The 13,606-nt window shown below is 67.5% G+C and carries 12 protein-coding genes; 4 read left to right on the forward strand and 8 right to left on the reverse strand.

The features are described 5' to 3' along the window. The first annotated feature begins 116 nt into the window (after positions 1–116). Positions 117–1,109: an aldo/keto reductase gene (locus QA861_RS19685; protein WP_334589644.1), complete on the forward strand. Its 993-nt coding sequence runs from the start codon at positions 117–119 to the stop codon at positions 1,107–1,109. 209 nt (positions 1,110–1,318) lie between these two features. On the opposite strand, the gene thpR is transcribed toward QA861_RS19685, so the two are convergent. The 3 genes from thpR to QA861_RS19700 all read right to left on the reverse strand — a co-directional run bounded on the left by thpR (position 1,319) and on the right by QA861_RS19700 (position 3,979). Beyond that, positions 1,319–1,924 (reverse strand): RNA 2',3'-cyclic phosphodiesterase, encoded by a 606-nt coding sequence (gene thpR, locus QA861_RS19690; RefSeq protein WP_334589645.1) that lies wholly within the window; start codon positions 1,922–1,924, stop codon positions 1,319–1,321. A gap of 14 nt (positions 1,925–1,938) precedes the next feature. Further along, positions 1,939–3,267 carry an MFS transporter gene (locus QA861_RS19695; RefSeq protein ID WP_443041566.1) on the reverse strand — a complete coding sequence of 443 codons (1,329 nt, stop codon included), beginning with the start codon at positions 3,265–3,267 and terminating at the stop codon, positions 1,939–1,941. Between the two features lie 274 nt (positions 3,268–3,541). Continuing rightward, positions 3,542–3,979 carry a MarR family winged helix-turn-helix transcriptional regulator gene (locus QA861_RS19700; RefSeq protein WP_334589647.1) on the reverse strand — a complete coding sequence of 146 codons (438 nt, stop codon included), beginning with the start codon at positions 3,977–3,979 and terminating at the stop codon, positions 3,542–3,544. 154 nt (positions 3,980–4,133) lie between these two features. On the opposite strand from QA861_RS19700, the gene QA861_RS19705 reads away from it, so the two are divergent. Continuing rightward, positions 4,134–4,316: a ribbon-helix-helix protein, CopG family gene (locus QA861_RS19705; protein ID WP_319095471.1), complete on the forward strand. Its 183-nt coding sequence runs from the start codon at positions 4,134–4,136 to the stop codon at positions 4,314–4,316. Between the two features lie 67 nt (positions 4,317–4,383). On the opposite strand, the gene QA861_RS19710 is transcribed toward QA861_RS19705, so the two are convergent. Beyond that, positions 4,384–5,793, reverse strand: coding sequence for an NCS2 family permease (locus QA861_RS19710; RefSeq protein WP_334589648.1), 1,410 nt, complete (start codon positions 5,791–5,793; stop codon positions 4,384–4,386). Positions 5,794–5,983: 190 nt separating this feature from the next. Here QA861_RS19710 and QA861_RS19715 point away from each other — a divergent pair, with 190 nt between their 5' ends. Both QA861_RS19715 and QA861_RS19720 read left to right on the forward strand, forming a co-directional pair. Beyond that, positions 5,984–6,271 carry a DUF2530 domain-containing protein gene (locus tag QA861_RS19715; protein WP_334589649.1) on the forward strand — a complete coding sequence of 96 codons (288 nt, stop codon included), beginning with the start codon at positions 5,984–5,986 and terminating at the stop codon, positions 6,269–6,271. A 137-nt stretch (positions 6,272–6,408) separates the two neighbouring features. After that, positions 6,409–8,841 carry an HAD-IC family P-type ATPase gene (locus tag QA861_RS19720; protein ID WP_334589650.1) on the forward strand — a complete coding sequence of 811 codons (2,433 nt, stop codon included), beginning with the start codon at positions 6,409–6,411 and terminating at the stop codon, positions 8,839–8,841. 30 nt (positions 8,842–8,871) lie between these two features. Here QA861_RS19720 and QA861_RS19725 read toward each other — a convergent pair whose 3' ends face one another. The 4 genes from QA861_RS19725 to QA861_RS19740 all read right to left on the reverse strand — a co-directional run bounded on the left by QA861_RS19725 (position 8,872) and on the right by QA861_RS19740 (position 13,371). Continuing rightward, on the reverse strand, positions 8,872–9,810 hold the full coding sequence (locus QA861_RS19725; RefSeq protein ID WP_334589651.1) for a hypothetical protein: 939 nt from the start codon (positions 9,808–9,810) through the stop codon (positions 8,872–8,874). Between the two features lie 249 nt (positions 9,811–10,059). Further along, positions 10,060–10,992 carry a hypothetical protein gene (locus tag QA861_RS19730; RefSeq protein WP_334589652.1) on the reverse strand — a complete coding sequence of 311 codons (933 nt, stop codon included), beginning with the start codon at positions 10,990–10,992 and terminating at the stop codon, positions 10,060–10,062. A gap of 263 nt (positions 10,993–11,255) precedes the next feature. After that, positions 11,256–12,842 carry an FG-GAP-like repeat-containing protein gene (locus tag QA861_RS19735; protein WP_334589653.1) on the reverse strand — a complete coding sequence of 529 codons (1,587 nt, stop codon included), beginning with the start codon at positions 12,840–12,842 and terminating at the stop codon, positions 11,256–11,258. Between the two features lie 145 nt (positions 12,843–12,987). Beyond that, positions 12,988–13,371, reverse strand: coding sequence for a P-loop NTPase family protein (locus tag QA861_RS19740; protein ID WP_334589654.1), 384 nt, complete (start codon positions 13,369–13,371; stop codon positions 12,988–12,990). Positions 13,372–13,606 lie beyond the last annotated feature (235 nt).

Here is a 13,606-nt window from a genome sequence, read left to right on the forward strand (position 1 = left end):
AAAGCGACTAGCGCTGCGCATACGTAAGCACTAACCACAAGTTAGTGTCAAGGTCCGCCGCGCCCACCCGGTCCGCCCTTGCTTAGAGCGCACTCCACGACGTTGGCTGAGGAGTCATGAAGTACACGCAGCTCGGACGCACAGGACTCAAGGTCAGCCGACTCGTTCTCGGGACCATGAACTTCGGCCCCCAGACCGACGAAGCCGACAGCCACGCGATCATGGACGCGGCCCTGGACACAGGGATCAACTTCTTCGACACCGCCAACGTCTACGGCTGGGCCGAGAACAAGGGCCGTACGGAATCGATCATCGGGAACTGGTTCGCCAAGGGCGGTGAGCGCCGCGACAAGGTGGTCCTCGCCACCAAGGTGTACGGAAACATGGCCGTCGACGGCGAAGCGTGGCCCAACCACGACAAGCTCTCCGCGCTGAACATCCGCCGCGCGGTGGACGCGTCGCTGAAGCGGCTCCAGACCGACTACATCGACGTCTACCAGTTCCACCACATCGACCGCTCGACTCCCTTCGAGGAGATCTGGCAGGCGATCGACGTGCTCGTACAGCAGGGGAAGATCCTCTACGCGGGGTCGAGCAACTTCCCGGGATACAAGATCGCCCAGGCCAACGAGACCGCCGCCCGCCGCGGCAGAACCATCGGCCTCGTCAGCGAGCAGTGCCTCTACAACCTCGCCGAACGGCGCGCCGAGATGGAGGTCATCCCGGCCGCGCAGGAGTACGGCCTCGGGGTCATCCCCTGGTCGCCGCTGCACGGCGGCCTGCTCGGCGGCGTCATCAGGAAGGAGGTCCAGGGCGGCAGGCGCGCCAGTGGCCGCGCGGCCGACACCCTCGCCGACCCCGCATCACGCGCGCAGATCCAGGCGTACGAGGACCTCCTTGACAAGCACGGCATCGAGCCCGGCGAGGCGGCTCTCGCCTGGCTGCTCACCCGCCCCGGCGTGACCGGCCCGATCGTCGGCCCGCGTACCGCCGAGCAGTTGGAGTCGGCGGTACGGGCGTCCGAGCTGGAGCTGAGCGACGAACTGCTGACCTCGCTCGACGAGATCTTCCCGGGCCCGGGCCCGTCGCCGGAGGCCTTCGCCTGGTGAGGCGTCGACACCGGCCGCCACACCAGCGGCGACAGGTGGGGCGGCGACCGTCACACCAGCGGTGACGGGTGGGGCGGTGGTCGGGACGCGAGCCGGAATCAGGCTCGCGTCACCGCCCGACCGCCGCCGCCACCCCGACCACGACGAACATCAGCACGAGCGCACCGGCCATCACCCGGTTCCGGATTTTCGGATTCACGCGGTCGAGCCTAACCGGCCGCGCCCAGGGACCAACGGGCGACCACCTCGTACCGGGGCTGTTCCCCCGGCACCCCCGACTTCGGCAGATCGCTGCGTACGAGCGCCAGGTCGTCCACCGTCCACGTGCGGCTCGTGAACGCGTCCAGGGTCTCGACGTACGGCCGCACCTCGAAGGCCTCGCGGCTGCGTGCCACGGTGAGGTGGGCCTGGTAGCGCCGGTGCTCCCCCATGTCGACGCCCGCCTTCCGGCCTGCCGCCTCCGCCCGGTCGGCCAGCAGGCGCAGCACGTTCACCTCACCGGCGGCGCCCGCCCACAGCGCCCGCCCGTGCCCGAACTGCCCGCCGCCGCACACCGACAGCGTGAACGCGTCCGTACGGTGGGCGGCCCGCTCCAGCCGTTCCGACAGCTCCGGTACGACGTCCTCGTCCACCTCGCCGTAGAAGGCGAGGGTGAAGTGCCAGCCGGGTGCGCCGGTCCAGCGCAGCCCGTCCGCACCCGGCAGGCCCCTCAACCCGGCCACCGCGACGGCGAGTTGCTCGGCGACATCCTCGGGCGGCAGTACGGCGGCGAACAGCCGGACCGTGTTCATGGCACTCGTGTCACTGGCGCTCATGGCGCTCACCGTACTCACGCCACCGAGGTCACCGGCTCCCGCCGTTCCTCGTCCTGCTGCTGTGCCTGCTCCTCCCCCGGCCTCCGCTGTGCGTCTTCCTGCCGCTTGACGAGGCTGACGCGCGGATGTCCGGAGTTCCAGCCGGCGGAGACTCTCAGTCCGCCCACGCGGGCCAGGACCAGGCCGACCGTGAGGGCGGCTGCCGTCGCGACGATGCCGCCGAAGGCGAGGCCGACCCGGGGGCCGTACGCGTCCGTGATCCAGCCGACCAGCGGTGCGCCCAGCGGCGTACCGCCCATGAAGACCATCATGAACAGGGCCATGACCCGGCCGCGCATGGCGGGGTCGGTGGCCATCTGGACCGAGGTGTTCGCCGTGACGTTGACCGTGAGGCCGGCGATCCCGATCGGGATCATCAGCAGCGCGAACAGCCACAGGGACGGGGCCGCCGCGGCGACGATCTCCAGCGCGCCGAAGACCACGGCCGCCGCGACGAGGACGCGCAGCTTCGCCGTGCCGCGCCGGGCGGCGAGCAGGGCGCCCGCCAGGGAACCGACCGCCATCAGGGTGTTGAAGAAGCTGTACGCGCCGGCGCCGGCGTGGAAGACGTCGTCCGCGTACGCCGAGAGGACGACCGGGAAGTTGAAGCCGAAGGTGCCGATGAACCCGACGAGGATGATCGGCCAGACCAACTCGGGCCGCCCGGCGACATAGTGCAGACCCTCGCGCAGCTGCCCTTTGGCGCGCGGTGCCCGCTCCACGGCGATCAGTTCACGGCCGCGCATGAGCAGCAGGGCGGCCATGGGGGCGACGAAGGACAGGCCGTTGAAGAGGAAGGCCCAGCCCGTGCCGACGCCGGTGATCATCAGACCGGCGACGGCGGGTCCGACGAGGCGTGCGGACTGGAAGTTCGCGGAGTTGAGGCTGACGGCGTTCTGCAGCTGCCCGGGCTCGACCATCTCGGACACGAAGGACTGCCGGGCCGGGTTGTCGACGACCGTGGCGAGACCGACGGCGAAGGCGGCGAGGTAGACGTGCCATACCTCGACGTCACCCGTGAGCGTCAGGGCGGCGAGCGCGAGGCCGGTGACGGCCATCATCGCCTGCGTGACGAGCAGGGTGGGGCGCTTGGGCAGCCGGTCGACGAGGACTCCGCCGTACAGCCCGAAGAGCAGCATCGGCAGGAACTGCAGCGCGGTCGTGATGCCCACGGCGGCCGAGGACCCGGTGAGGCTGAGGACCAGCCAGTCCTGGGCGATGCGCTGCATCCAGGTGCCGGTGTTGGAGACGACCTGGCCGAGGAAGAAGAGGCGGTAGTTCCGCACCCGCAGCGAGCTGAACATGGAGGAGCGGGTGGGCGGCGTGGCCGTGGCGACGGCAGCAGGGGTGCGGGAGCCGTGGCGGCCGGAATCCGGCTCGGAGACCGCAGGGGTCGGAGTCGGAGTGGAAGTGGGAGCGGTGGCGGGATCAGGGACGGGCTGGAGCTCGTGGGCGAGCTGAAGCTCGGGGACGGCCTGGGGATCGGGGACGGGCTGGGGGTCGTGGGCGGCTGGTGCGGGTGCGGAGTCTGCTCCGGTTCCCGAACTCAAAGAAATTCGCCTCCTTGCTGGGTCCTGACTACAGATGCGCGAGCTTCTCCAGTACGGGGGCGGCGGCGCGCAGTTTCGCCCACTCGTCCTCGTCGAGGCTGTCGACCAGGCCGGCCAGCCAGGCGTTCCGCTTACGACGGCTCTCTTCGAGCATCGCTTCGGCCTGCTCTGTCTGGGTGACGACCTTCTGGCGCCGGTCCTCGGGATGCGGCTCCAGTCGGACCAGCCCCTTGCCCTCCAGCAACGCGACGATACGGGTCATGGAGGGTGGCTGCACATGCTCCTTGCGGGCCAGCTCGCCCGGCGTTGCCGAGCCGCAGCGGGCAAGGGTGCCCAGCACCGACATCTCGGTGGGGCTCAGCGACTCGTCGACACGCTGGTGCTTGAGTCGGCGCGAGAGGCGCATCACGGCGGAGCGCAATGAGTTCACGGCGGCAGCGTCGTCGCCATGGGTTAGGTCCGGCATGTCCTTAGCCTAACTCATTACCCTGACTAAGGACCACTCTCGACGCGCCGAATCGCCCGTGACAAGGGCCACTGAACCCACACCGCACCCGTACGAGTGAATCGACAGCAAAAAGCCCCCCGCCGCCCCGTATCGGCCCGCGACCCTCGTCTCCATGGGGACCAACGTGCTCAGCCTGCGGATAGACGGGGAGCTGCTCGACCGGCTCCGGGACCATGCGGCGAAAAGGGGAATGAGCGTTCAGGACTACGTGGTCCAGACGCTCATCCGGAACGACTTCGACGAGCGGTTCCAGAGCGCGGTCGAGGAGACGGAGAGGTTCTACGGGGTGCCGTAAGACACCCGTGGACCAGATCGGGCGGGGGTGTCTTACGGCAGGTCAGGACAGGTCACGGCAGGTCAGATCAGATCAGGCCCAGCGCCGGCATCAGGTAGTAGAACCCGAAGACAGCGGCGACGACGTACATGGCGACCGGGATCTCGCGCCCGCGACCGGCCGCCAGCCGCAGCACCACGAAGGTGATGAAGCCCATGCCGATGCCGTTGGTGATCGAGTAGGTGAAGGGCATCATCACCATCGTCACGAAGGCCGGGACCGCGATGGTGTGGTCGGCCCAGTCGATCTCCCTGACCGAGCCGGCCAGGATCAGGAAACCGACGGCGAGCAGGGCCGGGGTCGCCGCCTGGGAGGGCACCATCGTGGCGACGGGGGTCAGGAACAGCGCGACGGCGAAGAGCGAGCCGGTGACCACGTTCGCGAAGCCGGTGCGCGCCCCCTCCCCCACCCCGGCGGTGGACTCGACGAAGCAGGTGGTGGCGGAGGACGAGCTGATGCCACCGGCGGCGACGGCGATGCCGTCCACGAACAGGACCTTGTTGATGCCGGGCATGTTGCCCTGGGCGTCGGTGAGCCTGGCCTCGTCGCTGACGCCCATGATCGTGCCCATCGCGTCGAAGAAGCACGAGAGCAGGACGGTGAAGACGAAGAGGATGCCGGTCAGCACGCCGACCTTGTCGAACCCGCCGAAGAGACTGACCTTGCCGATGAGCCCGAAGTCGGGGCTGGCCACGGGGTTGCCGGGCCACTTGGGCGTGGTGAGTCCCCAGGAGGGCACGGTCGCGACCGCGTTGATGACGACGGCCAGCGCGGTCATGGCGACGATCGAGATCAGGATCGCGCCGGGCACCTTGCGGGTGATCAGCGCGAGGGTCAGCAGGGTGCCCAGCACGAAGACGAGCACCGGCCAGCCGCCCAGGTGACCGTCGCCGCCGAGCTGCAGCGGAACGGTCGTCTGCGCGACGTCGGGGATCCGGGTCACGAACCCGGAGTCGACGAGCCCGATCAGCATGATGAACAGCCCGATGCCGATCGCGATGCCCTTGCGCAGCCCGAGCGGCACGGCGTTCATGACACGCTCACGAAGCCCCGTGGCGACGAGCAGCATGACGATGAGCCCGGCGAGTACGACCATCCCCATGGCGTCCGGCCAGGACATCCGCGGCGCGAGCTGGAGCGCGACGACGGTGTTGACCCCGAGCCCGGCCGCCAGCGCGATGGGCACGTTGCCGACGACGCCCATGAGGAGCGTGGTGAAGGCGGCGGTCACGGCGGTGGCGGTGACCAGCTGACCGTTGTCGAGCTGGTGGCCGTACATGTCCTTGGCGCTGCCGAGGATGATCGGGTTCAGCACGATGATGTAGGCCATCGCGAAGAAGGTGGCGAACCCGCCGCGGACCTCCCGGGACAGCGTGCTGCCCCGCTCGGAGATCTTGAAATGGCGGTCGAGGGCCTTGGCGGGGGCCGAGGTGGACATGCGTGTGCTCGTTTTTCTGTAGACGTGTTGGGGTTTCGTACGAAAGAAAAGAGACAGAGTCAGGTCGTTTCAGTATGAATATATGACGATGAAATGACCATCTCCGCGCGTAGACCACTGGGGCGCAAGGGATGCAAGCGACGCCCGGGGTGTGCGGAGCGCCCGTCGACGGCCCTCGTAAGCTGTGCGCATGGCGAAGTGGACACCGAAGCACGAGGCGCCGGAGCCCCTGGAGGGCCCCGTCGTCGCCACCATCACGGGCGGCACGATCCTCTGGTTCGTCCTCTTCCTGGTCCAGCTCCCCTTCTACGGCTGGCAGAAGGACCGCGGCCACGAGTGGTGGGTGTGGACGTGCCTCGCCGGCGCGGCGCTGGGACTGTACGGGACCTGGTACGTACGGAAACGGGATGCGGCGATCAAGTCGAGCACATCCGGCCCGTCCAGTCCGTCCAGTCCGTCCAGTCCGTCCGGCGATTGAGGAGGACAACCCCCCTACGGGGCCGGAAGCGGCACCTACAACCACGGCACCATTTCCCGCCGCGCCCCTCCTCCCCAGGTCGGATCTTTGGCGCACTCGGCGTGTGAAGCCCTAAATCCGCACGTACCGTCGAACACATGACGCACATCGACGCCGGCGCCGAACTCGATCCTGTGCACCCCGTCCCCCTCCCCGGCGCCGCGCCGGGCAACGGGTCCCACGGGAACGCCCCCGGCCTCACCGCCGCCGAAGTCGCCGAACGCGTCGCCCGCGGCGAGGTCAACGACGTCCCCGTACACAGCAGCCGCAGCGTCTCCGAGATCGTCCGCGCCAACGTCTTCACCCGGTTCAACGCGATCATCGGCGTGCTCTGGCTGATCACGATGTTCGTCGCCCCGTTCCAGGACACCCTGTTCGGGTACGTCATCCTCGCCAACACCGGTATCGGGATCATCCAGGAGTGGCGGGCGAAGAAGACCCTCGACTCCCTCGCCGTGATCGGCGAAGCCAGACCCACGGTCCGTCGCGACGGCGTCGCGGCCGAGGTGAGCACCTCCGAGATCGTCCTCGGGGACCTCATCGAGATCGGCCCCGGCGACAAGATCGTCGTGGACGGCGAGTGCGTCGAGGCCGACGGACTGGAGATCGACGAGTCGCTGCTCACCGGCGAGGCCGACCCTGTCGTCAAACAGCCCGGTGACCCGGTCATGTCGGGCAGTTTCGTCGTCGCGGGCGGCGGCGCCTTCACGGCGACGAAGGTCGGCCGCGAGGCGTACGCGGTCCAACTCGCCGAAGAGGCCTCCCGTTTCACTCTCGTCCACTCGGAACTCCGTACCGGGATCTCGACGATCCTCAAGTACGTGACCTGGATGATGGTGCCGGCCGCGATAGGCCTGTGCATCACCCAACTGGTCGTCAAGAACAATGACTTGAAGGACTCGATCGCCCGGACCGTCGGCGGCATCGTCCCCATGGTCCCGGAGGGCCTGGTCCTGCTCACCTCCGTCGCCTTCGCGATCGGTGTCATCCGGCTCGGCCGGAAGCAGGTCCTCGTACAGGAGTTGCCCGCGATCGAGGGCCTCGCCCGCGTCGACACGGTCTGCCTCGACAAGACGGGCACGCTGACCGAGGGCGGCATGGACGTGACCGAGCTGCGCTCCCTCAACGACAGCGACGAGGCCTACGTACGACGCGTCCTGGGCGCGCTCGGCGAGTCCGACCCCCGCCCGAACGCCTCCCTCCAGGCCATCATCGACGCCTACCCGGACAGCGAGGACTGGCGCTGCACCGAGTCGCTGCCGTTTTCCTCGGTACGCAAGTACAGCGGCGCCTCGTTCAGCGAGGGCAACGGCGAGAGCAGCACCTGGCTGCTCGGCGCCCCGGACGTCCTGCTCTCCTCCGACAACCCGGCCGACACACCCGCCCTCAGCGAGACGGACCGCCTGAACCAGGCCGGACTGCGCGTCCTCCTCCTCACCCGCACCACACGTGAACTCGACCACCCGGAGGTCGTCACCGGCACCACCCCCACCGCCCTGGTCGTCCTGGAGCAGCGCCTGCGTCCCGACGCGGCGGACACCCTCCGCTACTTCGCCGAGCAGGACGTCGAGGCGAAGGTCATCTCGGGTGACAACGCGGTGTCGGTCGGCGCGGTGGCGACCAAGCTGGGCCTGACCGGCACAACGGTCGACGCCCGCCAACTCCCCGCCGAGCCCGACGACATGGCGAAGGCCCTTGACGAGGGCACGGTCTTCGGCCGGGTCACCCCGCAGCAGAAGCGGGACATGGTGGGCGCGTTGCAGTCACGCGGGCACACGGTGGCGATGACGGGCGACGGCGTGAACGACGTACTCGCCCTGAAGGACGCCGACATCGGCGTGGCCATGGGATCGGGCTCGGAGGCGACACGAGCCGTGGCCCAGATCGTCCTGCTCGACAACAGCTTCGCGACACTGCCCTCGGTGGTCGCGGAGGGCCGCAGGGTCATCGGCAACATCACGCGGGTGGCGACTCTGTTCCTGGTGAAGACGGTCTACTCGGTTCTGCTGGCCGTCCTGGTGGTCTGCTGGCAGGTCGAATACCCCTTCCTGCCCCGCCACTTGACGCTGCTGTCCACCCTGACGATCGGCATCCCGGCGTTCTTCCTGGCCCTGGCCCCCAACGGGGAACGCGCGAAACCCCACTTCGTACGCAGGGTCATGCGCTACTCGATCCCGGGCGGCGTACTGGCAGCCGTCGCCACCTTCACCACCTACCTGATCGCCCGTCACCACTACACGGGCGAGGGCTCGTTGCACGCGGAGACGAGCGCGGCGACCCTGACCCTGTTCCTGATCTCCATGTGGGTGCTGGCGATCATCGCCCGCCCCTACACCTGGTGGCGGCTCGCCCTGGTCGCGTCGATGGGCGCGGGCTTCCTGCTGGTGCTCGTCGTACCGTCGCTCCAGAAGTTCTTCGCGCTGAAGCTGGTGGGCGTGACGATGCCGTGGATCGCGGTGGGTGTCGCGGCGGTCGCGGCGGCCATCCTGGAACTCCTGTGGAGGTGGGTGGACCGCCGCTTCCCGGCGTAGTGCTTACAGCCGTACAAGCTATGGGGAGCTCTACTTCACGTCGATGAAGTCCGCGGCGGCACTCGAACCCACGGTGGTCGCGGTGCCCGCGAAGACGTAGCGGAAGAACCCGTCGACGGTCGCCTTGACGGTGGTCTTCAGGTCGCCCGAGGCCGTCGTCTTGATGGTCTTGACGACGGTGTAGGCACTGGCCCCGTTCTTACGGAACTGGAGCTGCACCGGCTGGGTCGCGTACCCGGTGTAGTTGGGCCCGTCCCAGTTGGCGCGGGTCAGCTTGCCGGTGACCGTGATGGTCGCGTTCTTCCTGACCGGCTCCGGCGTGGCGTTGACCGTCAGCTTGGAGAGACGGCGCACGGTCGTGGTGCCGAGGTCACGCTGGGACTTGATGCCGATCTTGGACGGGTCGATGGTGTCACCCGAGAGATCCTGGCCGTTGAGGGCGATGGCGAATGCGCCGGCCGTCCAGACGGCCCCGGCGTTGGCGTTGGTCAGGTCACCCTCGGCCGGATAGATGTCGATGTTTGCCTTGCAGTTCGCGACCGTCGTCGACGCGGCGGTGCAGGTGGCGGGCTTCTCGCCTTGGAGCGCGTTGAGCGATTCGAGATCTTCGTCGTCAGCACCCGTGTAGAGGATGGGGCCGCTCATGAAGTCGGAGGCCTTGATGTTGACCTCGGTGCCGTGAGTCAGCGTGTAGGTGACCGGGACGACGACGTGCCCGCCGGCACCAACGTTGATCGACTTGGCGACCTTGAAGTTGGAGAAGGAGACGTTCAGCTCGTACGGCAGGTCACCATCGACAGGCGACGTGACGAACGCGCTCTTGCCTCCGTTCCCCAGAAACTTCGCGACGGCCGCGCGGTAGGTGGAGTCTCCGCCGGAAGCGTGGACATCGGCCTGCGCGGCCGGCACAGCGAGAGCGGAGAGGGCCAGGGCGCCGGAGACGGCAGCCACAGTGGCACGTATACGCATGCGTGTTCCCCACATGGAGAAGGGACCCGGCGGCGATCGTCCGCATGGCGGCGCGTACTCACCCCGGGACCCAGGTGATCGTGGAGCCTGATGGCCCCCGTGATCAGATCCACTACGGGAGTGGTTGGTTGTGCGGAGGGGACGTAATTTTGCACACCTCTTGCACACAGACCCGCCGCCGACCCGTAGAAAACGGAGGGTCGACGGCGGCTGCGTACGTTTCCCAACTAGCAACACATATGCCGGCGGCTACTTCACATCGACGAAGTCGGGCGTGGCACCGATGGCGCCGGTGGTCGCCGTACCCGTGAAGACGTACCGGAAGTACCCGTCGGAGGCGGCCTTGACGGTGGTCTTCAGGTCGCCCTTGGTGGTCGCCTTGATGGTCTTGACGACGGTGTAGGCGCTCGTCCCGTTCTTACGGAACTGCAGCTGCACCGGCTGGGTCGCGTACCCGGTGTAGTTGGCGCCGTCCCAGTTGGCGCGGGTCAGCTTGCCGGTGACCGTGATGGTCGCGTTCTTCCTGACCGGCTCCGGGGTGGCGTTGACCGTCAGCTTCGCGGCACGCAGGAGGCTGGGACCGGCGAGGCGGTCCTTCTCGACGACGCCGACCTTCGAGGCGTCGAAGTCGTCGCTGCCGAGGTCCTGGCCGTTCCATGCCTCCGCGTAGGCGAACGCCTTCCATTTCCCGGCGCTCTCGTTGAACAGGTCTCGGGTCGGGTGGATGACGATCGACTGGGTGCAGTTGGCGACGGTCGTCGACGCGGCAGTGCAGTGGGCCCAGTCGTCGCCGAACAGCCCGAAGTCGGAATCCATGTACGAGGCGCCGTAGTACAGCTCGACGTCGGTGAAGAAGTCCTCGGCGGTGATGTCGACGTCGGCGCCGTGGGTCAGCGTGTAGGTGATCGGCACGGTCACCGTGCCGGTGACGCCCGCGACGATCGACTTACCGTTGTTGATCTTGATGTTGGAGAAGGAGGCGTTCAGGGCGTACGGCGTGCCGGCGTCGTCAGCGACGGCCGAGCTACTGAACGCGGACTTGCCGGGGGCACCCTGGCCGGCCGCGAGCATCTTGACCGCGTCCACGCGGGACACGGAACCGTCGGCCTGCGCGGCAGGCACGGCAAAGGCGGAGAGGGCCAGGGCGCCGGAGACGGCGGCCACGGTGGCACGTATGCGCATGCGTTTCCCCAAGTGGAGAAAGGGGGCCCGACGGCGGTCGTCCGCACGGCTTGTCGTCACACCGGGGGCCCAAGTGATCGTTGAGTCAGTTGACCCGCATGCTCAGATCCGTGACGGGCGGGGATGGTTGTACGGACGGCACGAATTTCGGTTCCGCCTCCTACGTGACGTCCGTCACTTCCAGCACTCCGTCCGTGGTTTGTCCCGTAAGGGAGAGCGTTCCCTGCGCGACAAACCACGAGACGAGCTCTGTGACCGGTGACCTACACGGCCGGCCACATGGTGCGGCTAGCGGCCAGTCCACCCTTGCCGTCACCGGGATAGAACCGCAGATCTCCAGCGGTACGCATAGCGGCGATGTCGGCCTTACCGTCACCATTGAAGTCGCCGCCCAGGACAGGACGTTCACTCGTCCACGTCTTGTCGGGCCACATGGAGCGAGGCTGGTCGAAGGAACCGTCGGCCTTGCCCAGGTAGAGATGCAGGGCGCCATCGGCGGCGACAGCTGCGATGTCATCCCTGCCGTCCCCATTGAAGTCAGCTGTGGCGATGTGCTTCTTCTTCCACGTCTTGTCGGGCCACATCACCTTCTTCTGGTTGACGAGATTGCCGTCGGCGTCCCTCTTGTACGTGTACAGCGAGCCATCAGGCCACTGGAAGAGAACGGTGTCGCGGCCGGTGGCACCTGTCCGCATCCGGGCGGCGGGCAGCGCGTTCTTCCATGTGGCGTCCGCCCACAGCGTGCTGGCCCCGTAGCCGAGGAGAACGTTGGGGTTTCCCCACAGCTCACGTCGCTTCACCAGGTGCAAGGTGCCGTCGTCCCTCGCACCAACCATCTCGATGCCTTTGCCCTCGTCGAAGTCACCGGCGACGAACTGCCGGCCAACGAGCGAACCGGCGTTGCTCTGCAACTGGCCGAATTCGAGGGTGCCGTCCGGTCGCCCGTAGAAGACCTCCACTTCTCCACTCGTCATGAGGGAAGCAACGTCCGTACGACCGTCGCCGTTGAAGTCGGCCGCCGACATCGCATCGGTGACGTGCGCTTTCCGGGACGTGAGGCGAACCTGCTGCACCCAACTCACGACGTCGTCGACGCGTGTGGCGAGAGCACCGGTGCGTGTCTCGTCGGAGTTGAAGCAGCCGCCGCCCCATGAGGCAGTAACCACCCCGACCACTTTGTCGTCGCGAAGCACCGGGGCGCCCGCGTCGCCCCGGCAGAGGGCGGCCCCTCCAGCCGCCGTGGGCGAGATGGCAAGGGTGGACGGGTTCACGGTGTCCACACCGAAGGCACCGGTATGCGCGCGGCCTGGGACCCATTCGTCCTTCGTGCGCCCGAAACCAACCGCCCTCAACTGCTCGCCCTGGGCTGTCTCACCGTTCCCGACACCTACCGGCAATTCGTCCGGGAAGGGTCCGTCGAGCGGATTCTGAGTCGTGGTCGCGTTGTCGATTCGGGCCATGACCAGGTCACGATCCGGATGCGGGACCAGTTGCAGGACTTTCTGCTTGGCTGTCTGCGCGGCCGTGGGGTGATCGGCTCCGAGGGTCACGACGGTGGTGTCCGCCGGCGCTCCCGCCGCGATCTTGAAGCCCTGTTGAGGATCGGCCGCGAAGCAACTGGCAGCAGTGAGCACCCACTGCTGGTCGACCAGCGTGCCGGAGCAACTCCGCTCCCTGTCGGTACCGGTCCCGATGTGAAGCTTGACGGCGAACTGGTCCTCGGTGTCGCCGACTTGGCCGCCTGTGACCGACTGCGCCGCCGGTGCGACCAACAGGCTGGTCGTGAGGCCGGCCGCCAGGAATCCAGTAGTCCACACCGTGCGCGTCCTGCGCGGGCGGGCGTTCATCATGTTCCCCTCGAATCACAAAGTTTGTTCTGCGTGTGCAGAAGAGCCTGTCGATCACGTGCGTTGTTTCGCACACGGCCGTGGGCAGTCATCGGTAGGCCTTCTGTCACCCGTACTCCCCGCCCCCCTGCCCGAGTCGGGCAGCGGATCAGCCAGTCACTCGAAGCTCGACGAGCACCGACCTGGCACCCCCTGGGGCGGCTTCTCCGACCGACTCGGTCTGGTCCTTGGCTACGTCGACCGTCGTGGTCCGGCCGTTGGCGGTGAGGTCAGCGCTGATCGGGTGATCCGCGGCCTGCATCGCGAAGACCCTGGGAAGTTCCAGGGTGAGGCGGCCTGTCTTACCAAGAGCCTTGAAGCAGTAGGTTCCCTCGCGACCGACGGAATCGTCCGCGACAGCCAGAACCCGGATTTGCTGGGCGGCCGAATCGCACTCGGCCAGCAGGATGCGGCCGTCACCCTTCTTCAACTTGATGCCTTTTTCCGTCAGGATTCGGCTGGCACCCGGGTAGTCGAAGTTCTCGATGGCCACAGGCGGAGCCTCAGAAGTCGGAGGCTGAGTTGGATCGTCAGCAGAAGCAATGGTGACGCCAGCCAGGATCGCAAGGAATCCCAGGATTCCAGAAACGGCGAGACTTCGAGCACGGAAAGGCAACGCAAAACCCCCTCAGGCAAAGGGAATCCCGAGCAGGGCCCTCGCCAAGACGCAAACGAAACAGTGAATTCCCCACACGAGCACAGGGGGCATGAGCCATGACCTTTGCTGC

Origin of the sequence: Streptomyces sp. B21-083, from assembly GCF_036898825.1 — a bacterium.
In the GTDB taxonomy this organism is placed as follows: Bacteria; Actinomycetota; Actinomycetes; order Streptomycetales; family Streptomycetaceae; genus Streptomyces.

Excerpts from the sequence above, each read along its gene's own strand:
- QA861_RS19685 (WP_334589644.1), top strand. The coding sequence starts at position 117 with ATGAAGTACACGCAGCTCGGACGCACAGGACTCAAGGTCAGCCGACTC.
- thpR (WP_334589645.1), bottom strand. The coding sequence starts at position 1,924 with ATGAGCGCCAGTGACACGAGTGCCATGAACACGGTCCGGCTGTTCGCC.
- QA861_RS19695 (WP_443041566.1), bottom strand. The coding sequence starts at position 3,267 with ATGTTCAGCTCGCTGCGGGTGCGGAACTACCGCCTCTTCTTCCTCGGC.
- QA861_RS19700 (WP_334589647.1), bottom strand. The coding sequence starts at position 3,979 with ATGCCGGACCTAACCCATGGCGACGACGCTGCCGCCGTGAACTCATTG.
- QA861_RS19705 (WP_319095471.1), top strand. The coding sequence starts at position 4,134 with ATGGGGACCAACGTGCTCAGCCTGCGGATAGACGGGGAGCTGCTCGAC.
- QA861_RS19710 (WP_334589648.1), bottom strand. The coding sequence starts at position 5,793 with ATGTCCACCTCGGCCCCCGCCAAGGCCCTCGACCGCCATTTCAAGATC.
- QA861_RS19715 (WP_334589649.1), top strand. The coding sequence starts at position 5,984 with ATGGCGAAGTGGACACCGAAGCACGAGGCGCCGGAGCCCCTGGAGGGC.
- QA861_RS19720 (WP_334589650.1), top strand. The coding sequence starts at position 6,409 with ATGACGCACATCGACGCCGGCGCCGAACTCGATCCTGTGCACCCCGTC.
- QA861_RS19725 (WP_334589651.1), bottom strand. The coding sequence starts at position 9,810 with ATGCGTATACGTGCCACTGTGGCTGCCGTCTCCGGCGCCCTGGCCCTC.
- QA861_RS19730 (WP_334589652.1), bottom strand. The coding sequence starts at position 10,992 with ATGCGCATACGTGCCACCGTGGCCGCCGTCTCCGGCGCCCTGGCCCTC.
- QA861_RS19735 (WP_334589653.1), bottom strand. The coding sequence starts at position 12,842 with ATGATGAACGCCCGCCCGCGCAGGACGCGCACGGTGTGGACTACTGGA.